Annotated in this window: 20 protein-coding genes; 15 read left to right on the top strand and 5 right to left on the bottom strand. The window is 60.0% G+C overall.

Annotation, left to right across the window (positions count from 1 at the left end; translation table 11 throughout):
• Positions 1 to 161: 161 nt before the first annotated feature.
• Entirely contained in the window at positions 162 to 2015 is a 1854-nt protein-coding gene (locus tag ACZZ0Q_RS19395; RefSeq protein ID WP_463541127.1) for an Lnb N-terminal periplasmic domain-containing protein, read from the bottom strand.
• Positions 2016 to 2158: 143 nt separating this feature from the next.
• Between ACZZ0Q_RS19395 and ACZZ0Q_RS19390 the strand changes: the two genes are divergently transcribed.
• From ACZZ0Q_RS19390 to ACZZ0Q_RS19375, 4 genes are all read left to right on the top strand, one after another.
• Positions 2159 to 4612: a Lon protease family protein gene (locus ACZZ0Q_RS19390; RefSeq protein WP_463541128.1), complete on the top strand. Its 2454-nt coding sequence runs from the start codon at positions 2159 to 2161 to the stop codon at positions 4610 to 4612.
• Between the two features lie 188 nt (positions 4613 to 4800).
• Positions 4801 to 5142 carry a PA4575 family protein gene (locus tag ACZZ0Q_RS19385; RefSeq protein ID WP_122492960.1) on the top strand — a complete coding sequence of 114 codons (342 nt, stop codon included), beginning with the start codon at positions 4801 to 4803 and terminating at the stop codon, positions 5140 to 5142.
• Between the two features lie 215 nt (positions 5143 to 5357).
• Positions 5358 to 5852 (top strand): TIGR00645 family protein, encoded by a 495-nt coding sequence (locus ACZZ0Q_RS19380; protein ID WP_463541129.1) that lies wholly within the window; start codon positions 5358 to 5360, stop codon positions 5850 to 5852.
• Between the two features lie 74 nt (positions 5853 to 5926).
• On the top strand, positions 5927 to 6553 hold the full coding sequence (locus ACZZ0Q_RS19375; RefSeq protein ID WP_122450174.1) for an FKBP-type peptidyl-prolyl cis-trans isomerase: 627 nt from the start codon (positions 5927 to 5929) through the stop codon (positions 6551 to 6553).
• 131 nt (positions 6554 to 6684) lie between these two features.
• On the opposite strand, the gene ACZZ0Q_RS19370 is transcribed toward ACZZ0Q_RS19375, so the two are convergent.
• Positions 6685 to 6927, bottom strand: a complete 243-nt coding sequence (locus tag ACZZ0Q_RS19370) for a PA4570 family protein (protein ID WP_122450173.1) — start codon at positions 6925 to 6927, stop codon at positions 6685 to 6687.
• Between the two features lie 142 nt (positions 6928 to 7069).
• A complete protein-coding gene (locus ACZZ0Q_RS19365) occupies positions 7070 to 8038 on the bottom strand; it encodes a polyprenyl synthetase family protein (RefSeq protein WP_463541130.1) in 969 nt (322 codons plus the stop codon).
• A 242-nt stretch (positions 8039 to 8280) separates the two neighbouring features.
• On the opposite strand from ACZZ0Q_RS19365, the gene rplU reads away from it, so the two are divergent.
• From rplU to ACZZ0Q_RS19340, 5 genes are all read left to right on the top strand, one after another.
• Positions 8281 to 8592: a 50S ribosomal protein L21 gene (gene rplU / locus ACZZ0Q_RS19360; protein ID WP_108098632.1), complete on the top strand. Its 312-nt coding sequence runs from the start codon at positions 8281 to 8283 to the stop codon at positions 8590 to 8592.
• A gap of 37 nt (positions 8593 to 8629) precedes the next feature.
• Positions 8630 to 8887 (top strand): 50S ribosomal protein L27, encoded by a 258-nt coding sequence (gene rpmA, locus ACZZ0Q_RS19355; protein WP_122450171.1) that lies wholly within the window; start codon positions 8630 to 8632, stop codon positions 8885 to 8887.
• 160 nt (positions 8888 to 9047) lie between these two features.
• Positions 9048 to 10271: an Obg family GTPase CgtA gene (cgtA, locus tag ACZZ0Q_RS19350; protein WP_463541132.1), complete on the top strand. Its 1224-nt coding sequence runs from the start codon at positions 9048 to 9050 to the stop codon at positions 10269 to 10271.
• A gap of 91 nt (positions 10272 to 10362) precedes the next feature.
• On the top strand, positions 10363 to 11481 hold the full coding sequence (proB, locus tag ACZZ0Q_RS19345; RefSeq protein WP_463541133.1) for a glutamate 5-kinase: 1119 nt from the start codon (positions 10363 to 10365) through the stop codon (positions 11479 to 11481).
• Between the two features lie 52 nt (positions 11482 to 11533).
• Positions 11534 to 11995, top strand: a complete 462-nt coding sequence (locus tag ACZZ0Q_RS19340) for a CreA family protein (RefSeq protein ID WP_463541134.1) — start codon at positions 11534 to 11536, stop codon at positions 11993 to 11995.
• A gap of 100 nt (positions 11996 to 12095) precedes the next feature.
• Here the strand turns inward: ACZZ0Q_RS19340 and rpsT are convergent, their stop codons facing one another.
• A complete protein-coding gene (gene rpsT / locus ACZZ0Q_RS19335; RefSeq protein ID WP_122450168.1) occupies positions 12096 to 12374 on the bottom strand; it encodes a 30S ribosomal protein S20 in 279 nt (92 codons plus the stop codon).
• A 255-nt stretch (positions 12375 to 12629) separates the two neighbouring features.
• On the opposite strand from rpsT, the gene murJ reads away from it, so the two are divergent.
• From murJ to ispH, 6 genes are all read left to right on the top strand, one after another.
• The gene (gene murJ / locus ACZZ0Q_RS19330) at positions 12630 to 14174 is read left to right on the top strand and encodes a murein biosynthesis integral membrane protein MurJ (RefSeq protein WP_463541135.1); all 1545 of its coding nucleotides are present in this window, start codon (positions 12630 to 12632) and stop codon (positions 14172 to 14174) included.
• 110 nt (positions 14175 to 14284) lie between these two features.
• Complete coding sequence (gene ribF, locus ACZZ0Q_RS19325; protein ID WP_463541136.1) at positions 14285 to 15223, top strand: bifunctional riboflavin kinase/FAD synthetase; 939 nt, start codon at positions 14285 to 14287, stop codon at positions 15221 to 15223.
• 10 nt (positions 15224 to 15233) lie between these two features.
• Positions 15234 to 18065 carry an isoleucine--tRNA ligase gene (ileS, locus tag ACZZ0Q_RS19320; protein WP_463541137.1) on the top strand — a complete coding sequence of 944 codons (2832 nt, stop codon included), beginning with the start codon at positions 15234 to 15236 and terminating at the stop codon, positions 18063 to 18065.
• Positions 18058 to 18567 (top strand): signal peptidase II, encoded by a 510-nt coding sequence (gene lspA, locus ACZZ0Q_RS19315; RefSeq protein WP_122450164.1) that lies wholly within the window; start codon positions 18058 to 18060, stop codon positions 18565 to 18567. Before ileS ends, lspA begins: the two co-directional genes overlap by 8 nt.
• On the top strand, positions 18560 to 19003 hold the full coding sequence (locus ACZZ0Q_RS19310; protein ID WP_463541138.1) for an FKBP-type peptidyl-prolyl cis-trans isomerase: 444 nt from the start codon (positions 18560 to 18562) through the stop codon (positions 19001 to 19003). The genes lspA and ACZZ0Q_RS19310 overlap by 8 nt, the downstream gene beginning before the upstream one ends.
• Positions 19004 to 19066: 63 nt before the next feature.
• Positions 19067 to 20011, top strand: a complete 945-nt coding sequence (gene ispH, locus ACZZ0Q_RS19305; protein WP_463384633.1) for a 4-hydroxy-3-methylbut-2-enyl diphosphate reductase — start codon at positions 19067 to 19069, stop codon at positions 20009 to 20011.
• A gap of 58 nt (positions 20012 to 20069) precedes the next feature.
• On the opposite strand, the gene ACZZ0Q_RS19300 is transcribed toward ispH, so the two are convergent.
• On the bottom strand, positions 20070 to 20483 hold the full coding sequence (locus tag ACZZ0Q_RS19300; RefSeq protein WP_463541139.1) for a type IV pilin protein: 414 nt from the start codon (positions 20481 to 20483) through the stop codon (positions 20070 to 20072).
• Between the last annotated feature and the right edge of the window lie 23 nt (positions 20484 to 20506).

The following is a 20506-nucleotide window of genomic DNA, read 5'->3' as shown; positions in this document are numbered from 1 at the left end:
TCCTCAGCGGGTAGCGCCACTGTGCACGGGAATCTGTGAGAAAAACGTCAAAACGGCGTAAAGCTTGTGTGGAAGGGGAGAGGGCGCTGGGCTCAACCATACCTAGGGATCAACCATGTGGGTTGAGCGAAGCGAAGCCCAACAAGCGTCAGCCGCCACGCTCAATAGTGGTACCACTTCAATTCCAGGCTCACTTCGTTCTCAGGCGATGCGAGCTGGCTGAATTCGCGTTTGGCCGATAAGCGCAGACCCAAATTCGTCGAAATTTCCCATTGCTGATTAAGGCTCAGGCTGCGCCGCACCTCGCCATTGGCGAAGTAGTCCCCGCGCGCTTCCACGCTCAGGTTGCCCACCGGGTTGTTCCACAGCAGCCCGGTATTAAAGCCGGCGGCCGGTGACACGAACGCAGCAAAATCGCTGTTGTGCTCGATGCGCACCGTGCCGAGGGCGAACCCGAGGGTGTTTTCCGTCAACGCCCACGTGCCGCCGACGCCACCATTGAGGTGGCTAACCAGACGCTCGTCGCCATCCTCGCCAAGCACGCGCTCCAGCCCGCTCGCCACTTGCCAGGACCACGGCTGCAACAGCTCGTTGCGCGGCGTCAACGAGCGGATGTTCGCCAAGTCGAGCCGTTGCAGCTGCCAATGGTTGCCTTCGTATTGGCGCAGTTTGAGTTGCAGGATTTCGATTTGCGCGCCGAGCGGGAAGCCGTAAAGGTTGTCGTTGAGGTCGTGGTAGGCCATGCGTAGGCCGTACTCGGCGAACGCGCGGTCGTCGCGGCTGCCGGCGCCCAGTTGCCAGGTGCGCGACTCGTGGCCCTGCTCGGGCAAGCCAGGACGTTCCACCTTCAGCGGCGGCGGTGGGTTACGGTTGATGCTTTTCAACAAGGCATAGCTGCGTTGGGCGCTGCCGCTGTCTCGCTCGCCGCTGGCGCTGCGGTAGCGTTGCAGGCGAAAGGCGGCGTCCTGAATCAAGGCCTGGCGATCAGTGGCCAGTTGCATGAAAGCCGGGCTTTGCAGCTGCGTCGGGTCATCGGCCACTTTCAGGGCCCAGTGTTGTTCGTCGCTGCTCAGCGGCCTGGCGCGCTCCAGCAATTCACGCTCACGCGAAGGGCGATAGTCGATGCTGTTAACCAGGCCGGCGTTTTTCACCGCTCGCACGGTGTCGGTCGGAATGGCGGTGATCGGGAATTGCTCGGTCAGCTCCAGGCCAGGCCGGGCGATTTCCAGCAGTTCGAGCAAGCGGAAGGAGCAGTTTTCGTCGAAGAAAAAATAGTCGAAGCGGATCTGTTTGAGCTCCCACACATGTTCGACCATGCGCGCGGTTTCGGTGGGCGTCAGGTTCAGCCGGTATTCCCATAAATCACGGTTTTCCAGGCTGCGGTATTCGGCGAGTTTCTCCCGGTAGGGCACCAGCGCGAACAGGCCGGGGTAGCCGCCCATCAGGCCCTTCCAGGCATAGAGAATGCTGTTGTCCATGCCCTCGATAAACGCGCCGAAGTTCAGGGCGTAACTGAGCAGGGCAGTGTTGTCGCTGTCGATGTCGGCCTGGTCGATCCGCAGCAAGGTGTGGCCGAACATGGACGACGGACTGTTGAGGTAAGCCGCAGGAAAAATCAGCACCGCACTGTGCGGGGCGATGTCGTTGAACCAGGCGTTGAATTCGCTGCACTCGGGTGTTGGCAAATCGCTGAGCTGCAGCTGTTCGCGCAGCCAGCGGGTGCGTGCCGGGTAAACGCATTGCGCATGTTTATCGCCGCTGTCGGGCGCGGCGTACATAGCCGCCAAGGTGGCGGCCAGCTCGGCGTCCGGGTGGCTTTCGCCGTTGGGCGCGAGGAAGAAATGCGGGTCATCCACATAGCTGCGCCAGCCGCCGAACTTGCCGGTTTCATAGTGGTTCAGCGCAATCCAGTACGGATCGTTCGCCAGCGTTTGCAGGCGCTGTTGTGTCAGCGTCGGGGCGGCCTGGGCCAGGCCTGCGACGCTTAACGCCAGAGCGAATAAAGTCCGTTTCAAGGTGGTTGTTCTTCTTCTAACGCGGTGCACGGAGCTTTGTAGGGCGGGGCGTTGGTGTCAAGGAAGAACGCCTTGCCAGACAGAATCGGGCAGCGCCAGAATGGCCGCGAACGATGACTGCCCATCTGAACTAAGGATTTTCGATGCCTGATCCCGTTGCCAATGGCTTGCGCTTGGCGCCCGACGCGCTAACCCGTCCCTTCGATGCTAGTCAGTTCAAATTCACCATCACCGACGATCTGGAACCGTTCCGCGGCGTACTCGGCCAGGAGCGCGCGGTAGAGGCGCTGCAGTTTGGTGTGGCCATGCCGCGCCCCGGTTACAACGTATTTGTTATGGGCGAGCCGGGCACCGGCCGCTTCTCCTTTGTTAAGCGTTACCTCAAGGCTGAAGGCAAGCGTCTGGAAACGCCGTCGGACTGGGTGTACGTCAACCACTTCGATGAAACCCGCGAGCCCCGCGCGCTGGAATTGCCGCCTGGCACCGCCACGGCGTTCATCGCCGATATCGAAGGCCTGATCGACAACCTGATGGCCACCTTTCCGGCCGTGTTTGAGCACCCGGCCTACCAGCAAAAAAAGAGCGCCATCGACCGCGCCTTCAATCAGCGTTACGACCGTGCGCTGGATGTGATCGAGCGCCTGTCGCTGGAAAAAGAAATCGCCCTGTACCGCGACAGCACCAATATCGCCTTCACCCCAATGAAGGAAGGCAAGGCGCTGGACGAGGCCGAATTTGCGCAATTGCCTGAAGCCGAACGCGAGCGTTATCACGCCGACATTTCGGCGTTGGAAGAGCGTCTGAACGAAGAGCTGGCCAGCCTTCCGCAGTGGAAGCGTGAGTCGAGCAACCAACTGCGCCAGCTCAATGAAGAAACCATTACCTTGGGCCTGCAGCCGTTGCTGGGGCCGCTGTCGGAAAAGTACGCGGAAAACGCCGGTGTCTGCGCCTATTTGCAAGCGGTGCAAGTCAACCTGCTGAAGACCGTGGTCGAGCAGTTGGTGGATGTGGATAAAGTCGACGCCGAGGCGCGCAAGTTTCTGCAAGAGCAGTACTGCCCGAGCCTGGTGGTCGGTCACCACGCCAGCGGCGGCGCGCCGGTGGTGTTCGAGTCGCACCCCACCTACGACAACCTGTTTGGCCGCATCGAATACAGCACCGACCAAGGTGCGCTCTACACCAGCTATCGCCAGTTGCGCCCAGGCGCTTTGCATCGGGCCAACGGCGGCTTTCTGGTACTGGAAGCGGAGAAAATGCTCGGTGAGCCGTTTGTGTGGGACGCGCTCAAGCGCGCCCTTCATGCACGCAAACTGAAGATGGAATCGCCGCTCGGTGAGCTGGGCCGCCTGGCCACCGTGACGCTGACGCCGCAAGTGATTCCGCTGCACATCAAAGTGGTGATCATCGGCTCCCGTCAGCTGTATTACGCGCTGCAAGACCACGACCCGGACTTCCAGGAGATGTTTCGCGTACTGGTCGATTTCGATGAAGACATTCCCCTGCACGACGACAGCCTCGAGCAGTTTGCCCAGCTGTTGAAAACCCGTACCTCGGAAGAGGGCATGGCGCCGCTGACCGCCGATGCGGTGGCGCGCTTGGCGACCTATAGCGCGCGCCTGGCCGAGCATCAGGGGCGGTTGTCGGCGCGCATTGGCGACTTGTTCCAGTTGGTCAGCGAGGCAGACTTTATCCGCCAGCTAGCCAACGACACGGTCACTGACGCCGGGCATATCGAGCGCGCGTTGAAAGCCAAGGCCACGCGCACCGGGCGCGTCTCGGCGCGGATTCTCGATGACATGTTGGCGGGCATCATTCTGATCGACACCGCGGGCGCGGCCGTTGGTAAGTGCAACGGCCTGACGGTGCTGGAAGTGGGCGACTCGGCCTTTGGTGTGCCGGCGCGTATTTCGGCCACGGTGTACCCAGGCAACAGCGGCATTGTCGACATCGAGCGCGAGGTCAATCTCGGTCAGCCGATTCACTCCAAAGGCGTGATGATTCTGACCGGCTACCTCGGCAGCCGTTACGCCCAGGAATTCCCCCTGGCGATTTCCGCGAGCATTGCCCTGGAGCAGTCGTACGGTTACGTGGACGGCGACAGCGCCTCGCTGGGCGAGGTGTGCACGCTGATTTCCGCGTTGTCGCGCACGCCGCTCAAGCAGTGCTTTGCGATCACCGGCTCCATCAACCAGTTCGGTGAAGTGCAGGCGGTGGGCGGGGTTAACGAGAAAATCGAAGGCTTCTTCCGGCTGTGTGAAGCACGCGGTTTAACGGGCGAGCAGGGCGCGATCATTCCGTACGCCAACGTGGCGACCTTGATGCTCGACGAGCGCGTGCTGCAAGCGGTCCGCGCCGGGTTGTTTAACGTCTACGCCGTGCGGCAGGTGGACGAGGCGTTAGGGCTGTTGGTTGGCGAGGCAGTCGGCACGGCGGACGAGAACGGTGAGTTCCCCGAAGGCACCGTGAACGCGCGGGTCGTGGAGCGCTTGCGTGAAATTGCAGAAATGGGCCTCGAAGAAGAGGAAGAGAAAAGCGTCGAAGCGGAAGCCGCCGCCGTGTTGACCGGCAAAGCGGGGTCAAAAGCCGACGTCAAATGATCGAATGATCGCCCGATGGCTGGTCAGTCATTGAGCAGTTCAAGCCCGGCCACAGCGGATGGTGGCTGGGCCGGCTTTCCCACGGTCCATCCACAGAGTTATCCACAGGTGGCGGGGATAACCTGCAGGCTTCCCTGAACCGTCGGGCCAGGTGTAGTCTGACCCCACACCACAAGAGGGCCGCCGTGATGCCGCGCCGCCTCTGCCTTACCCGTCATTGCCTTGGCCTGATCACCCGTATCGAATGCGTGATCCGCCCGCTGGCAGGCGAAAACGGGCTGTGGGTTCTCATTTGCGGCGCTGGAATGGCCGCCTCCCAACCTTCTGCAATTAAAACGCAAGGCCCATTCCACGGGCCCTACGTGGCTGAAGAGGTGCTCGCAGCAATCGCCGCGAACCTCGCCGAGCTTGGTTACAGCGAGAGCGATGAACCGGCTATCTGGTGCCTGCATTTACAAGCCGAATTGCGCCGTGTGAATGCTGACCGTGGCCGCCATTTAGGCGATTACCAAGTCGGGCCGGAAACTTAGCAGTCTGTTTTGCGCAGCTTTTGAGCGTCGCCGTGCAAGCCCGGCGTGGCGCTTGCTGGAGCCGTCTATCTGAAGGCCGTCCACAACGTTATCCACAGAACGTGTAGATAAGATCTGGCCATTCAATTCAGTTACCTTTTCCGCTCGCTGCCCACCTTGTCTCGTCAAGTGCGCTGGGTATACTCGCGCTCACTTTTTACCTGCTGTGAGCGACCATGGAACGCATTATTGAAAACGCGATGTACGCCTCCCGTTGGCTGCTGGCGCCGATCTACTTCGGCTTGTCGCTGGGGTTGCTGGCGTTGGCGCTGAAGTTTTTCCAGGAAATTTTTCACATCCTGCCGAACATCTTCACGCTGCTTGAATCCGAGCTGATTCTGGTGCTGCTGTCGCTCATCGACATGGCGCTGGTGGGCGGCTTGCTGGTGATGGTGATGATTTCGGGCTACGAAAACTTCGTGTCGCAGCTGGACATCGAAGAAGGCAAAGAGCGCCTCAACTGGCTGGGCAAAATGGACTCCAGTTCGCTGAAAATGAAGGTGGCGGCGTCCATCGTGGCGATCTCGTCCATTCACCTGTTGCGGGTGTTTATGGATGCCAAAAACATTCAGCCCGAATACCTGAAGTGGTACGTGATCATCCACATGACCTTCGTGGTGTCGGCGTTCGCCATGGGCTATCTCGACAAGCTCACCAAGCACGATCACTAAGCGGCTCGCCGCATGCCAGCCGGCGCATCTGTGCTAGGCTGGCCGCCCTTTTTTGGCCTCAGCGGAGTAGCGCCATGTCTGAACAGAATATCGACACCTTTACCACCGATGAGAGCCGCGTCAGCTATGGCATCGGCCGCCAACTGGGCGACCAGCTGCGCGACAACCCGCCACCGGGCGTTAGCCTCGACGCCATTCTGGTCGGCCTGACCGACGCATTCCGTGGCCACGCCAGCCGTGTGAGCCAGGAAGACATGTCGGCCAGCTTCAAAGTCATCCGCGAAATCATGCAGGCCGAGCAAGCTGCCAAAGCTGAAGCCGCTGCTGGCGAAGGCCGTGCGTTCCTTGCTGAAAACGCCAAGCGCGCTGGCATCGTGACTCTGGAATCCGGCCTGCAATACGAAGTGCTGACCGCTGGCGACGGCGCCAAGCCGACCCGCGACAGCACCGTACGTACTCACTACCACGGCACCCTGACCGACGGTTCGGTGTTCGACAGCTCGTACGATCGTGGCCAACCGGCAGAATTTCCGGTGGGTGGTGTGATTGCTGGTTGGACCGAAGCGCTGCAACTGATGGGCACTGGCAGCAAATGGCGCCTGTACGTACCAAGCGAACTGGCCTATGGCGGCCAGGCGGTTGGCAGCATCCCGCCGCACAGCGTGCTGGTGTTCGACGTAGAGCTGCTGGAAATTCTGTAAAAAACCTACTGCGCTCGGTTTCAGAGCGGCTTGCGATAAGCGAGCAGGTAGCCCAGAACGCAAAAGGCCGAGAGTGATTGCTCTCGGCCTTTTTGTTTTCGGGGCAGGTGCGTCAACGGTTGGGCTCCCGGTCAGTGCAGGTCGGAAGAAGGGCGCAGCGCGCGGGAATAACAGAACAGGAACAGGTTGCGGACCAACTCCTTGAGTACTGTCGGCTCGCTGGAGCTCAGGCCGGACAGATCCAGATCACCCTGCTCGCGCAATTCGTCCAGCGCTTCTTCCTCAAGCACGGCACATACCTTGCCGGTGTCGCGATGCAGAATCCGCAGGTACGGGTGCGGACGGTCTAGCCAAGCATCAATCAAATAGGTCATGGCTCATCTCCTTCTCTTGGTTGGATGAGAATAATTCCTATTGATATAATAGCAAGGGCTAATTTGTACGGCTCTGTAGTACCTGATTCGCGCCCATAAAAAAGCCCGGCGCGGGGCCGGGCTTTTTTTGGTGACGCGAGACTTAATGAGTGCGGGCGACAGCGAATTCGCTGAGTTCGACCAGCGCGTCTTTGTATTCGCTGGCTGGCAGTACGTCCAGGCAGGCGATGGCGCGAGCGGCGTAGTCACGAGCCTGGTTGGCGGTGTAATCCAGCGAACCGGATGCCTCGACAGCCGCGCGGATACTTTCCAGGTCTTCCAGGCCACCTTTCTGAATAGCCGTGCGGACTAGGCTGGCTTGCTCAGCGGTGCCTTCGCGCATGGTGTAGATCAATGGCAGGGTCGGTTTACCCTCGGCCAGATCATCGCCCACGTTTTTGCCGAGGGTTTCGGCGTCGCCGCGGTAGTCAAGCAGGTCGTCCACCAACTGGAATGCCACGCCAAGGTTGTCGCCAAACGCTTGCAGCGCTGTCGACTGTTCAGCGGTCGCGCCAATTAAGGCAGCGGCGCTGTGGGTCGAAGCCTCGAAGAGCATCGCGGTTTTGCCGCGGATGACTTCCATATAGGTTTCTTCAGTGGTGCTGGCGTCGCGCACTTTGGAAAGCTGCAGCACTTCGCCTTCGGCAATCACGCGGGTGGCGCGCGAAAGAATTTGCATCACCGGCAGCGAGCCAAGCTCAACCATCATTTCGAACGAGCGTGAATAAAGGAAGTCGCCGACCAGTACGCTGGGCGCATTGCCCCACAGCGCGTTGGCGGTCGAACGGCCACGGCGCATGCCGGACATGTCGACAACGTCGTCATGCAGCAGGGTCGCGGTATGAAGGAATTCGATGGTGGCAGCCAACAGACGCAAATCATCACCTTGGCCGCCCAGCGCTTTACCGCAGAGCAGAACCAGCAGCGGGCGCAAACGCTTGCCGCCGGCGGAAATAATGTAGTCGCCTATTTTCTCTACCAGAGGAACGCGGGAGACCAGTTGTCGTCTGATAATGCCATCGACGGCGGTAAAATCGTCCGCCACCACGTTATAGAAGGCCTGTGGTTGCATCAGTGACACGTGCTCCTCGAAGGTTGCGCGGCATGCTAGGGGGCAGGTGTAAGGCTGTCAAGGCAAGTGCTGCGGGTGCTTGCGCGGGGGCAAAGCCTTGCGTACAATCGCGGCCCCTGAACTTCCCTGGGCAGCACCTGCCTTACGCAATTGCAAGGGCGTCCTTCCGGCCCCAAGCAGCCATGCCAGCCGACGACTATTCCTATAAAGCGCTGGGTGAGCAGGATTAACGGAGCAAAATTATGTACGCAGTAATTGTTACCGGTGGCAAGCAATACAAAGTCGCCGAAGGTGAATACCTCAAGATCGAAAAGCTCGAAATCGCCACTGGCGAAGCCGTAACGTTCGATCGCGTTCTGCTGATCGGCAATGGTGACGACGTGACTATCGGCGCACCAGTTGTTGAAGGCGCCAAAGTAGTAGCCGAAGTGATTGCACAAGGCCGCCACGATAAAGTGACCATCATCAAGTTCCGCCGTCGCAAGCACCACATGAAGCGTCAGGGCCACCGTCAGTGGTTCACTGAGATCAAAATCACTGGTATTTCGGCCTAATTCTTTCGGCCCAAATCCTTATTAGGAGTATTGACTCATGGCACACAAAAAAGCTGGCGGTAGTACCCGCAACGGTCGCGACTCAGAATCTAAACGCCTTGGCGTGAAGATGTACGGCGGCCAGGCTATCAAAGCAGGCAACATCATCGTGCGTCAGCGCGGTACCCAATTCCACGCTGGCTACGGCGTTGGCATGGGTAAAGATCACACTCTGTTCGCTAAAGTCGAAGGCGTGATCAAGTTCGAAGTTAAAGGCGCCTTCGGTCGTCGCTACGTGAGCGTCATCGCGGCTTAATCGCGATGTTGCTGGAAAAGCCCTGTCTCGCGACGGGGCTTTTTTGTTTCTGAAAGCTTGAGGCTTTTGCAAAATCAACCGGGAGCTGTTTCGCTGGGTTTTGCAAAAGTCTTATGTTCCTTGTGTTATCTAGCCCGCTATTGCGGCGGGAGGCGTGCCGATGAAATTCGTCGATGAAGTATCGATTTTTGTAAAAGCAGGTGATGGTGGTAACGGTTGCATGAGCTTCCGTCGTGAGAAGTTCATCGAGAACGGTGGGCCGAACGGCGGCGATGGCGGCGACGGTGGTTCCGTGTACATGGTCGCGGATGAAAACCTCAACACCCTGGTTGATTACCGCTACACGCGTCGCTTTGACGCCGAGCGCGGCTCCAATGGCGGCAGCGCCGACTGCACCGGGCGCAAGGGTGAAGACACCGTGCTGCGCGTGCCGGTTGGCACCACCATCATTGATGCCGCTACCCAGGAAATCATCGGTGACCTGACCAAAGACGGTCAGCGCATCATGGTCGCCCACGGCGGCTGGCATGGTCTTGGCAACACCCGTTTCAAATCCAGTACCAACCGTGCGCCGCGTCAGACCACGCTGGGTAAGCCGGGCGAGTCTCGCGACCTCAAGCTGGAATTGAAAGTGCTGGCAGACGTGGGTCTGCTTGGCTTGCCGAACGCCGGCAAAAGCACCTTTATTCGCTCGGTTTCGGCCGCCAAGCCAAAAGTGGCGGATTACCCGTTCACCACGCTGGTGCCAAACCTGGGTGTGGTCAGCGTCGATCGCTACAAGAGCTTCGTGGTCGCCGACATTCCCGGCTTGATCGAAGGCGCTTCCGATGGCGCCGGCCTGGGCATTCGCTTCCTCAAGCACTTGGCGCGCACTCGTTTGTTGCTGCACCTCGTCGACATGGCGCCGCTGGACCTTTCCGATCCGGCCGAAGCCGCCGAAACAATCGTGTCTGAGCTGGGCAAATTCAGTCCGTCGCTGGCTGAGCGTGATCGTTGGTTGGTGCTGAACAAGTCCGACCAGATTCTTGAGGAAGAGCAAGAGGCTCGCATCAAGGAGATCACTGATCGTCTTCAGTGGACTGGCCCGGTTTATGTGATTTCGGCGATTGGTAAAGAAGGCACAGAAAAGCTCTGCTTCGATATCATGCGTTACCTCGAAGAGCGTTCCGTGCGTATCGCCGAAGAGCCGCAGTACGCAGCCGAGCTGGCGCAACTCGATCAGCGCATCGAAGATGAAGCCCGCGCGCAGCTGCAGGCGCTGGATGACAAGCGCGCCCTGCGTCGCGCTGGCGTCAAGGTGGCCGGTACGGACGACAACGACGACGGCTTCTGGGATGAGGAAGATGACGATGATGGTCCAGAGATCATCTACGTCCGAGACTGAGTAAAACCACAACGCCGCTAATTAGCGGCGTTGTGCTGACTAATTCGCACGAGTGGCGCGGCGCCGCTCTTCTGGCCAAGGTTGGATGACCATGCGGGACAAGGTGACTGGCGCTCAGCGCTGGGTGGTGAAGATCGGTAGTGCGCTGTTGACCGCTGACGGGCGCGGCCTGGATCGCGGTGCGATGGCCGTGTGGGTCGAGCAGATGGTGGCCTTGCGTGAGGCTGGCGTTGAGCTGGTGCTGGTGTCGTCGGGTGCGGTGGCGGCCGGCATGAGCCGGTTGGGCTGGGCGTCGCGACCGAGCGCTATTCATGAGCTGCAAGCGGCTGCGGCGGTGGGGCAGATGGGTTTGGTGCAGGCTTGGGAATCGAGCTTTGCGCAACATGGCCGGCATACCGCGCAAATCTTGCTGACCCATGACGACCTGTCTGACCGCAAGCGTTACCTGAACGCGCGCAGCACGCTGCGTACCCTGGTTGATCTGGGGGCCATTCCGGTCATCAACGAAAACGACACCGTGGTCACCGACGAAATCCGCTTCGGCGATAACGACACCCTGGCGGCGCTGGTCGCCAACCTTGTGGAAGCGGATCTGCTGGTGATTCTCACGGACCGCGACGGCATGTTCGACGCCGACCCGCGCCATAATCCTGATGCTCAGCTGATTTTCGAAGCGCGTGCCGATGATCCTGCATTGGATGCAGTGGCCGGCGGTGTCGGTGGTGCGCTGGGTCGTGGCGGCATGCAGACCAAGCTTCGCGCCGCACGGCTGGCGGCGCGCTCGGGTGCGCACACCATTATTGTTGGCGGCGCCATCGAGCAAGTATTGGCGCGGCTGAAGGCGGGCGAGCGGCTCGGTACGTTGCTGGCGCCTGAGCGCGGTTTGCTCGCTGCACGCAAGCAATGGCTCGCCGGGCATCTGCAAACCCGCGGTACGCTGGAGCTCGATGCTGGCGCCGTGAAAGCGCTGCTGGAAAGCCACAAGAGCTTGTTGCCGGTGGGCGTGAAAAGCGTGCAGGGTAACTTCCGTCGGGGCGAAATGGTGGTATGTGTCGATCCGCAAGGGCGCGAAATCGCTCGCGGTCTGGCGAACTACAGCGCGGCCGAGGCGCAGAAAATTGTCGGCCAGCCCTCCGATGCGATTGAGCGTCTGCTGGGTTATGTCGACGAACCTGAGCTGGTCCATCGCGACAACTTGATTCTGGTGTAAGCGCGCCGTTTGGGCGGCTGCGCCTTTGGCTGAGAGGGAGAGAGCAGTGCGAATGATCAATGGATGGTTGGGCGCGTTACTGCTGCCTTTGGCGTTTGCGGCATCGGCGGAAGAAATCGGCCAGGTGTCGACTGTATTCAAATGGGTTGGGCCGAACGACAAAATCGTCGTCGAGGCGTTCGATGACCCAAAAGTTGAAGGCGTGACTTGCTACTTGTCGCGGGCCAAAACCGGCGGCGTCAAAGGTGGGTTGGGGTTGGCGGAAGACCGCGCCGAGGCGTCGATTGCCTGTCGTCAGGTTGGGCCGATTCACGTGCCGGACAATTTGAAAGACGGCGAAGAGGTGTTTAAAGAGCGCACTTCGCTGGTGTTCAAGACCATGCAAGTGGTGCGGTTCTTCGACAAGAAGCGCAACACGCTGGTCTACCTCGTTTACAGCGACCGCGTAATCGAAGGCAGCCCGCAAAACGCGGTCACCGCCATCCCGATTCTGCCCTGGGTGCAGCAGCCCTAACTGAAAAGGCGAACCGCAAGGCTCGCCTTTTCTATCGCCCCGAGTTTTCTCCAGGCAATAAAAAACCGGCCCTGAGGCCGGTCTTTTCAACGCATCACACTTAGGCAGCAGCGGCTTGGCTGAGATCCTTGATGTGACCGTTCAGGCGGCTCTTATGACGAGCTGCTTTGTTCTTGTGGATGATGCCTTTGTCGGCCATGCGGTCGATTACAGGCACAGCCAGGGTGTAAGCCTTTTGTGCAAGTTCGAGGTCTTTGGCGTCGATAGCCTTGACCACGTTCTTGATGTAGGTACGAACCATGGAGCGCAGGCTGGCGTTATGGCTACGACGCTTCTCAGCCTGTTTAGCGCGTTTTTTGGCAGAAGGTGTATTGGCCACCGTCGAGCTCCTTGAAACTTTGGGGAAATGACTAAACAAATAAGGCCGCGAATCATGCCGATGTGTCGAAGGCTTGTCAAGCGCGGTTCAGTGTTGCGGGTTAAGGATCGACCCACCGTCCGACGGGCGTGCTCACCCTGCATGGGTGATTTATTCGCCGGCCGGTTCTACACTCGCCGCCTTTGCCTTGCGGCCCTTGGTGCGGCGCCGATATTTGCGGTGGCGCAGCTTACTTGATGCGGTAGAACGAGCGTTATGAATTTACTCAAGTCGCTGGCTGCGGTCAGCTCGATGACCATGTTGTCCCGGGTGCTGGGCTTTGTTCGCGACACAATCGTGGCGCGCATTTTCGGCGCGGGCATGGCCACCGACGCCTTTTTTGTTGCTTTCAAACTGCCCAACCTGCTGCGCCGCATTTTTGCCGAAGGCGCGTTCTCCCAGGCCTTCGTGCCGATTCTGGCGGAATACAAAACCCAGCAAGGCGAGGAGGCCACGCGCACCTTTATTGCCTATGTGTCCGGGTTGCTGACGCTGGTATTGGCCGTGGTCACAGCTCTGGGCATGATCGCCGCGCCGTGGGTGATTTGGGTGACGGCGCCAGGCTTTGTCGACTCGCCGGAAAAGTTCGAGCTGACCTCATCACTTCTGCGGGTGACCTTTCCTTATATATTGCTCATCTCGCTAGCTTCCCTGGCCGGCGCGATTCTCAACACCTGGAACCGCTTCTCCGTGCCGGCCTTCGTGCCGACCTTGCTCAATATCAGCATGATCGTGTTCGCGCTGTTCCTGACTCCGTATTTCGATCCGCCGGTCATGGCGCTCGGTTGGGCGGTACTGGTTGGCGGTCTGCTTCAGTTTCTCTATCAGCTACCGCATTTGAAAAAGATCGGCATGCTGGTTCTGCCACGCCTCAACCTGCGCGATGCCGGTGTGTGGCGCGTGATGAAGCAAATGGGGCCGGCAATCCTCGGCGTATCGGTCAGCCAGATTTCGCTAATCATCAACACCATCTTCGCCTCCTTTCTGGTGGCCGGTTCCGTGTCGTGGATGTACTACGCCGACCGCTTGATGGAACTGCCGTCCGGCGTATTGGGTGTGGCGCTTGGCACCATTTTGCTGCCGGCGTTATCACGCAGCTTCTCCAGCAAAAACACCGAGGAATACTCGCGCTTGCTCGACTGGGGGTTGCGCCTGTGTTTCTTGCTGGCGCTGCCGTGCGCCCTGGCGTTGGCCATTATTTCGGAGCCATTGACCGTTTCGCTGTTTCAGTACGGAAAGTTCAGCGCGCACGATGCGCAAATGACCCAATTCGCCCTTATCGCCTATTCGATGGGCCTGCTCGGCATCATTCTGGTGAAAGTGTTGGCGCCTGGTTTCTATGCGCGGCAGAACATCGCCACGCCGGTGCGTATCGCGCTGGTGACCTTGGCGGCTACGCAGGCGATGAACTTGGTGTTCTTCTTTACCTTGCCGTACCCGCACGCCGGATTGGCGCTGTCGATTGGCTTGGCGGCCTGTCTGAATGCGGGCCTGTTGTTCTGGCAGTTGCGCAAGCAGCAGTTGTTCACGCCGCAGCCGGGTTGGGCGCTGTTTCTCATCCGGCTCGTTGTCGCCGTGGTGGTGATGGCTGCGGTGCTGATTGCCGTGATGCACTGGATGCCCGCGTGGGATCAGGGCGACATGCTGATTCGCCTGCTTCGTCTGGGCGCATTGGTAGCCAGTGGTATTGCCGCCTATTTCGGCGTGCTGCTGTTGTTGGGCTTCCGTTTGCGTGATTTCGCCCGCCGTACGCTGGCGTAATCCCTACGTAAAACGCAGATTTATTCGCCTGTACATCCACATCCGCTGTCGCCTGTTGCACAGCGTCGGGTGTGCGTATAATCGCCCACTTTGTGAGCAAGAAGCGTCCTATGCAGCTGGTTCGAGGGCTTCAAAACTTGCAGCCTCAACACCGAGGCTGTGTTGCCACTATCGGCAATTTCGACGGCGTGCACCGTGGCCACCAGGCCATCCTGGCGCGGCTGCGCGAGCGTGCGGACGAATTGGGCGTGCCCAGTTGCGTGGTGATTTTCGAACCGCAGCCCCGCGAATTTTTCGGCCCCGACACCGCGCCACCGCGCCTGACGCGTTTGCGGGACAAGCTCGTCTTGTTCGCCGAAGCAGGCGTTGATCGCGTCTTGTGCCTGTCTTTCAATCGCCGCTTGCGTGAACTCAGCGCCGCGGAGTTTGTGCAAACCGTGTTGCTGGAAGGTTTGGGTGTGCAGCATCTGGAAGTGGGTGACGACTTCCGCTTTGGCTGTGATCGCGCGGGTGATTTCGCCTTTTTGCAAACCGCCGCGCAGGTGGAAGGTTTCACCCTGGAAGCCGCCAGCACCGTTGAAATCGACGGGCTGCGCATCAGCAGCACGCGAGTTCGCGAGTCGTTGGCTGCCGCTGATTTTGCCCTGGCTGAACGCCTGCTCGGGCGTCCGTTTCAAATCTCCGGGCGCGTGCTGCACGGTCAGAAATTGGCGCGCCAATTCGGCACGCCGACGGCGAACGTACAACTCAAGCGGCGTCGTGTGCCGTTGACTGGCGTGTACCTGGTAACCGTCGAGCTCGACGGCAAACCCTGGCCCGGCGTCGCCAATATTGGCGTACGACCGACAGTGCAGGGCGATGGCAGTGCGCACCTGGAAGTGCATCTTTTGGATTTTGTCGGCGATCTCTATGGCCGACGTTTGACGGTGGCGTTCCACCACAAGCTGCGCGATGAGCAGCGTTTCGCCTCCCTGGAGGCGCTGAAGACGGCGATACACGCGGATGTCGCCGCCGCCCGTGCCCTTTGGCAGGGTCAACCGCTTAAGTGAAGAGCCTGAAATGACCGACTACAAAGCCACGCTAAACCTTCCGGATACCGCCTTCCCAATGAAGGCCGGCCTGCCACAGCGCGAACCGCAGATTCTGCAGCGCTGGGACAGCATTGGCCTGTACCAGAAGCTGCGTGAGATTGGTAAAGATCGGCCCAAGTTCGTGCTGCACGATGGCCCGCCCTATGCCAACGGCACCATTCATATCGGTCACGCGGTTAACAAGATTCTCAAAGACATGATCGTGCGCTCGAAAACCCTGTCCGGGTTCGACGCGCCATACGTGCCCGGCTGGGACTGCCACGGCCTGCCCATCGAGCACAAAGTGGAAGTCACCCACGGCAAAAACCTGCCCGCCGACAAAACCCGCGAACTGTGCCGCGCCTATGCCGCCGAGCAGGTAGAAGGGCAGAAGGCGGAATTTATTCGCCTGGGCGTTTTGGGCGATTGGGCCAACCCGTACAAAACCATGGATTTCGCCAACGAAGCCGGCGAAATTCGCGCCCTGGCCGAAATGGTCAAAGGCGGTTTCGTCTTCAAAGGTCTGAAACCGGTTAACTGGTGCTTCGATTGCGGCTCGGCCCTGGCTGAAGCCGAAGTGGAATACCAGGACAAAAAATCCTCGACCATCGACGTCGCGTTTCCGATTGCCGACGACGCCAAACTGGCCGCTGCATTCGGTCTGCCAGCGCTGAGCAAGCCCGCCGCCATTGTAATCTGGACCACCACCCCGTGGACCATCCCGGCCAACCAGGCGCTCAACGTCCACCCCGAATTCATCTACGCCCTGGTCGATGTTGGCGACAAGCTGCTGATCCTGGCTGAAGAACTGGTGCAAGCCTGCCTGACCCGTTACGGCCTCGAAGGCACGGTGGTTGCCACGGCGCCCGGCGCAGCCCTGGAACTGATCGACTTCCGTCACCCGTTCTACGACCGTCTCTCGCCGGTATACCTGGCCGAATACGTCGAGTTGGGCGCTGGCACCGGCGTGGTTCACTCCGCCCCGGCCTACGGCGAAGACGACTTCGTGACCTGCAAGCGCTACGGCATGGTCAACGACGACATCCTCACGCCCGTGCAGAGCAACGGCGTGTACGTTGAGTCGCTGCCGCACTTCGGTGGCCAGTTCATCTGGAAAGCCAACCCCGCCATCGTTGAGAAACTCAGCGAAGTGGGCGCGCTGATGCACACCGAAACCATCAGCCACAGCTACATGCACTGCTGGCGTCACAAGTCCCCGCTGATCTACCGCGCCACCGCGCAGTGGTTCGTCGGCATGGATAAACAGCCCAACACCGGCAACACCCTGCGTCAGCGCGCAGTGAAAGCCATCGAAGACACCCAGTTCGTACCGGCCTGGGGCCAGGCGCGCCTGCATTCGATGATCGCCAACCGCCCGGACTGGTGCATCTCGCGTCAGCGCAACTGGGGCGTGCCGATCCCGTTCTTCCTCGACAAAGCCACCGGTGAGCTGCACCCGCGCACCGTCGAGCTGATGGAAGAAGTGGCCAAGCGCGTTGAGCACGAAGGCATCGAAGCCTGGTTCAAACTCGACCCGACTGAACTGCTGGGCGAGGAAGCGGGCAACTACGACAAAATCAGCGACACCCTCGACGTCTGGTTCGACTCCGGCACCACTCACTGGCACGTGCTGCGTGGCTCGCACCCGATGGGCCACGCGTCCGGCCCGCGCGCCGACCTGTACCTGGAAGGTTCCGACCAGCACCGCGGCTGGTTCCACTCCTCTTTACTGACCGGCTGCATGCTGGACGACCACGCCCCGTACCGCGAACTGCTGACCCACGGTTTCACCGTCGACGAAAACGGTCGCAAAATGTCCAAGTCGCTGGGCAACGTCGTCGCTCCGCAAAAAGTCAACGACACCCTGGGCGCCGACATCATGCGTCTGTGGGTCTCGGCCACCGATTACTCCGGTGAAATGGCCGTTTCCGATCAGATTCTGCAACGCAGCGCCGATGCCTATCGCCGCATCCGCAACACCGCGCGCTTCCTGCTTTCCAACCTCAGCGGCTTCAATCCGGCTACCGATCTGCTGCCGGCCGAAGACATGCTGGCGCTGGACCGTTGGGCCGTCGACCGTGCCCTGCTGCTGCAAAACGAGCTGCAGGAACACTACGGCGAATACCGTTTCTGGAACGTGTACTCCAAGGTGCACAACTTCTGCGTGCAGGAGCTGGGCGGCTTTTACCTGGATATCATCAAGGATCGCCAATACACCACCGCCAGCGACAGCCAGGCGCGCCGTTCGTGCCAGACCGCGCTGTTCCACATCGCCGAAGCGCTGGTGCGCTGGATCGCGCCGATCCTGGCGTTCACCGCCGACGAGCTGTGGGAATACCTGCCGGGCGAGCGCAACGAATCGGTGATGCTCAACACCTGGTACGAAGGGCTCACCGCGCTGCCCGAAGGCTTCGAGTTGGACCGCGCCTACTGGGAACGCGTCATGGCTGTGAAAGTCGCCGTGAACAAGGAAATGGAAAACCAGCGCGCCGCCAAAGCTATCGGCGGCAACCTGCAAGCCGAAGTGACCCTGTACGCCGAAGACGCGCTGGTCAGCGACCTGAGCAAACTCAGCAATGAGCTGCGCTTCGTGCTGATCACCTCGACCGCTGCCGTAGCGCCATTGGCCAGCGCGCCAGCTGACGCCGTGGTAACCGAAGTCGCCGGTCTGAAACTCAAAGTGGTGAAATCAGCTCACGCCAAGTGCGCGCGCTGCTGGCACTGTCGTGAAGACGTCGGCGTGAACCCGGAGCACCCGGAGATCTGCGGTCGCTGCGTCGACAACATCAGCGGCGCTGGCGAGGTTCGTCACTATGCCTAACACCAGCCGTCTCGGTCGTTTGTCGTGGCTGTGGCTGAGCCTGGTGGTGCTGATCCTCGATCAGGCCACCAAGCTCTACTTTGAAAACAGCCTGACCCTGTACCAGCAGATCGTGATCATCCCCGACCTGTTCAGCTGGACGCTGGCCTACAACACTGGCGCTGCCTTCAGTTTCCTGGCCGACAGCTCTGGCTGGCAGCGCTGGCTGTTTGCCCTGATTGCCGTGGCCGTTAGTGCCACGCTGGTGGTCTGGCTCAAGCGCCTCAAACCTGAAGAAACCCTGCTCGCCGTGGCCCTGTCGCTGGTGCTCGGCGGCGCGCTGGGCAACCTGTACGACCGAATCGTGCTCGGCCACGTCATCGACTTTATCCTCGTGCACTGGCAGAACCGCTGGTATTTCCCAGCCTTCAACATCGCCGACAGCGCCATCTCCGTCGGCGCCGTGTTGCTGGCCCTGGACATGTTCAAAAGCAAAAAAGCCGGAGAGCCCGCCCATGACTGACGACGCCCTGCGTATCGGCCCGGACAAACAAGTCACCCTGCACTTCGCCCTGAACCTGGAAAACGGCGACGTGGTGGATAGCACCTTCGACAAGAAACCCGCCACTTTTAAAGTTGGCGACGGCAACTTGTTGCCCGGCTTCGAAGCCGCCTTGTTCGGCCTCAAGGCCGGCGACAAACGCACCTTGCAAGTGGAACCGGAACACGGCTTCGGCCAGCCCAACCCGCAAAATGTGCAAGTGATGCCGCGTTCGCAATTCGAAGGCATGGAGCTGTCGGATGGTCTGCTGGTGATCTTCAACGACGCCGCCAACACCGAGCTGCCCGGCGTGGTCAAAGCGTTTGATGACACCCACGTCACCATCGACTTCAACCACCCGCTGGCCGGCAAGACCCTGAGTTTTCAGGTCGAAATCATCGACGTCAAACCGGCCTGACCCGCCGGTAACCTGGCACCTGCCCTCGGGGCGGAAGAGAGAAGCCCCATGCAAGAACTGGCCATGCAAATCAAACTCGCCAACCCGCGCGGCTTCTGCGCCGGCGTTGACCGCGCGATTGAAATCGTCAACCGCGCTTTGGAAGTATTCGGCCCGCCGATCTACGTTCGCCACGAAGTGGTCCACAACAAATTCGTCGTCGAAGACCTGCGCGCCCGCGGCGCCATCTTCGTCGAAGAACTGGACCAGGTGCCCGACAACGTCATCGTCATCTTTAGCGCCCACGGCGTTTCCCAAGCCGTACGCAAAGAAGCCGAATCGCGCGGCCTGAAAGTTTTCGACGCCACGTGCCCGCTGGTGACCAAGGTGCACATTGAAGTCGCCCGCTACAGCCGCGACGGCCGCGAATGCATCCTCATCGGCCACGCCGGCCACCCGGAAGTGGAAGGCACCATGGGCCAATACGACGCCAGCAATGGCGGCGCTATTTACCTGGTCGAAGACGAAACCGACGTCGCCAACCTGCAAGTGCGCAACCCCGAAACCCTGGCCTTCGTCACCCAAACCACGCTGTCGATGGACGACACCAGCCGCGTCATCGACGCCCTGCGCAGCCGCTTCCCCAGCATCGGTGGCCCGCGCAAAGACGACATCTGCTACGCCACGCAAAACCGCCAGGACGCCGTCAAACAGCTCGCCAGCGAGTGTGACGTGGTGCTTGTCGTCGGCAGCCCCAACAGCTCCAACTCCAACCGCCTGCGCGAACTTTCCGAGCGCCTGGGCACCCCGGCATACCTAATTGATGGCGCCGAAGATTTGCAGCAAGGCTGGTTTGAAGGCAAAGCGCGCATCGGCATTACCGCCGGTGCTTCGGCGCCTGAGGTGCTGGTGCTGGGTGTGGTGCAGAAGTTAAGAGAGTGGGGCGCTACCGGCGCTGAGGAACTGGAAGGGCGGCCGGAGAATGTGACCTTTTCGATGCCGAAGGAGTTGCGGTTGAAGGCTGTCTGAGTCGACACGCGTCAAACAAAAAGGGCTGCATTTGCAGCCCTTTTATTTGACGCGATGTTCAGATGCCTTGGCAGCTTTGCCACGCGTTGATGGTACTAAAGGTGCCTGTTGCGCCACGGGCACCTGTCGATGCCAGCGTTAGGGTGCCTTTGCCGGAAAGTAAACCAGTTGGGGTGGCGGTTAGGCCGAATGTGGTTGCAGTGGAAGACGAATCGATAGAGATAGTGAACTGTTTCTTTCCGTCCACTGGGGCTTGGACGTAGCTGCCTAGAGCAGCGCCGGTATACGTATTGTTTTGTGCTCGGAAGCGCTCGAGCAAATTTGCCGCGCCCATCAGGGTTGCTTTGGCATCTTCACATGCGGTCCGGCGCACGTATCCCTGGTAAGAGGGAATGGCAATAGCCGTCAAGACGCCCAGCACCAATACCGCAATCATCAGTTCTATCAGGGTAAAGCCATTCTGCTTTTTCATACTGCACAGCCCTTTATAAATGC

The sequence above is a fragment of the Pseudomonas sp. AC070 genome (assembly GCF_979258635.1).
Note: the sequence above shows the minus strand (reverse complement) of the source record. Positions and strands in the feature narration are given on the sequence as shown.

Bases quoted from the DNA above. Each gene is read 5' to 3' on its own strand.
- ACZZ0Q_RS19390 (WP_463541128.1), top strand. From the start codon at position 2,159: ATGCCTGATCCCGTTGCCAATGGCTTGCGCTTGGCGCCCGACGCGCTA.
- ACZZ0Q_RS19385 (WP_122492960.1), top strand. From the start codon at position 4,801: ATGCCGCGCCGCCTCTGCCTTACCCGTCATTGCCTTGGCCTGATCACC.
- ACZZ0Q_RS19380 (WP_463541129.1), top strand. From the start codon at position 5,358: ATGGAACGCATTATTGAAAACGCGATGTACGCCTCCCGTTGGCTGCTG.
- ACZZ0Q_RS19375 (WP_122450174.1), top strand. From the start codon at position 5,927: ATGTCTGAACAGAATATCGACACCTTTACCACCGATGAGAGCCGCGTC.
- ACZZ0Q_RS19370 (WP_122450173.1), bottom strand. From the start codon at position 6,927: ATGACCTATTTGATTGATGCTTGGCTAGACCGTCCGCACCCGTACCTG.
- ACZZ0Q_RS19365 (WP_463541130.1), bottom strand. From the start codon at position 8,038: ATGCAACCACAGGCCTTCTATAACGTGGTGGCGGACGATTTTACCGCC.
- rplU (WP_108098632.1), top strand. From the start codon at position 8,281: ATGTACGCAGTAATTGTTACCGGTGGCAAGCAATACAAAGTCGCCGAA.
- rpmA (WP_122450171.1), top strand. From the start codon at position 8,630: ATGGCACACAAAAAAGCTGGCGGTAGTACCCGCAACGGTCGCGACTCA.
- cgtA (WP_463541132.1), top strand. From the start codon at position 9,048: ATGAAATTCGTCGATGAAGTATCGATTTTTGTAAAAGCAGGTGATGGT.
- proB (WP_463541133.1), top strand. From the start codon at position 10,363: ATGCGGGACAAGGTGACTGGCGCTCAGCGCTGGGTGGTGAAGATCGGT.
- ACZZ0Q_RS19340 (WP_463541134.1), top strand. From the start codon at position 11,534: ATGATCAATGGATGGTTGGGCGCGTTACTGCTGCCTTTGGCGTTTGCG.
- murJ (WP_463541135.1), top strand. From the start codon at position 12,630: ATGAATTTACTCAAGTCGCTGGCTGCGGTCAGCTCGATGACCATGTTG.
- ribF (WP_463541136.1), top strand. From the start codon at position 14,285: ATGCAGCTGGTTCGAGGGCTTCAAAACTTGCAGCCTCAACACCGAGGC.
- ileS (WP_463541137.1), top strand. From the start codon at position 15,234: ATGACCGACTACAAAGCCACGCTAAACCTTCCGGATACCGCCTTCCCA.
- lspA (WP_122450164.1), top strand. From the start codon at position 18,058: ATGCCTAACACCAGCCGTCTCGGTCGTTTGTCGTGGCTGTGGCTGAGC.
- ACZZ0Q_RS19310 (WP_463541138.1), top strand. From the start codon at position 18,560: ATGACTGACGACGCCCTGCGTATCGGCCCGGACAAACAAGTCACCCTG.
- ispH (WP_463384633.1), top strand. From the start codon at position 19,067: ATGCAAATCAAACTCGCCAACCCGCGCGGCTTCTGCGCCGGCGTTGAC.
- ACZZ0Q_RS19300 (WP_463541139.1), bottom strand. From the start codon at position 20,483: ATGAAAAAGCAGAATGGCTTTACCCTGATAGAACTGATGATTGCGGTA.